This window comes from Pseudomonas sp. R62, from assembly GCF_000257605.1.
Classification (GTDB): Bacteria; Pseudomonadota; Gammaproteobacteria; order Pseudomonadales; family Pseudomonadaceae; genus Aquipseudomonas; species Aquipseudomonas atacamensis.
In genome coordinates this window covers 1-586 of record NZ_AHZM01000969.1, presented here as the reverse complement: position 1 = coordinate 586, position 586 = coordinate 1, and the positions used below count along the sequence as shown (strand labels likewise).

The following is a 586-nucleotide window of genomic DNA, read 5'->3' as shown; positions in this document are numbered from 1 at the left end:
AGGCCCTTGAGCAGCACATGACAAATGCCTTGCGGCAGGTCGGGTTGGTATTGCGCTGGCGACAAAGGCTGGACGGCGGCGTGCACATGCAACCATTGCGAGGCGTCGCGAGCGATCAGCGGCGGGCGCCCGGTCAGCGCCTCGTAGATGATTGCCGACAGCGCATAGACGTCGCTGCGCTCATCGGAATCGACACTGTCGCGCTGCAGCTGTTCCGGCGCCAGATAAGGCCAGTGTTCCAGGCTCGGCAGTTCGGTCGCCGGCGTTTCCTGCGCGTGGGTGTGAAAGCCCATCAGCCTGACGCTGTCGTCAGCATCGACCAGCAGATGCCAAGGCAATAAAGAACACTGTGGGAGCGAGCCTGCTCGCGAAAGCGGTGGGTCAGTCAGGGGTGATGTCGGCTGGAATGACGCTTTCGCGAGCAGGTTCGCTCCCACAGGGTTTTGCGGTGTTTCCGGATGGCGAGAGTGGACCAGCGCATTCGCGGCGGCGACGGCGATACTCAGCACCCGTCCGAGTGGTAAGCCGGCGGCGTCGATCAGTCCAGCCAGCGGCGCGCCCCATTGCGGGTAGACCAACACCGGCC

1 protein-coding gene is annotated in these 586 nt (G+C 64.2%); it reads right to left on the bottom strand.

The features are described 5' to 3' along the window. The coding region (locus OQK_RS29830; protein WP_157221860.1) for a hypothetical protein at positions 1–338 on the bottom strand (338 nt) is incomplete at its 3' end. Positions 339–586 lie beyond the last annotated feature (248 nt).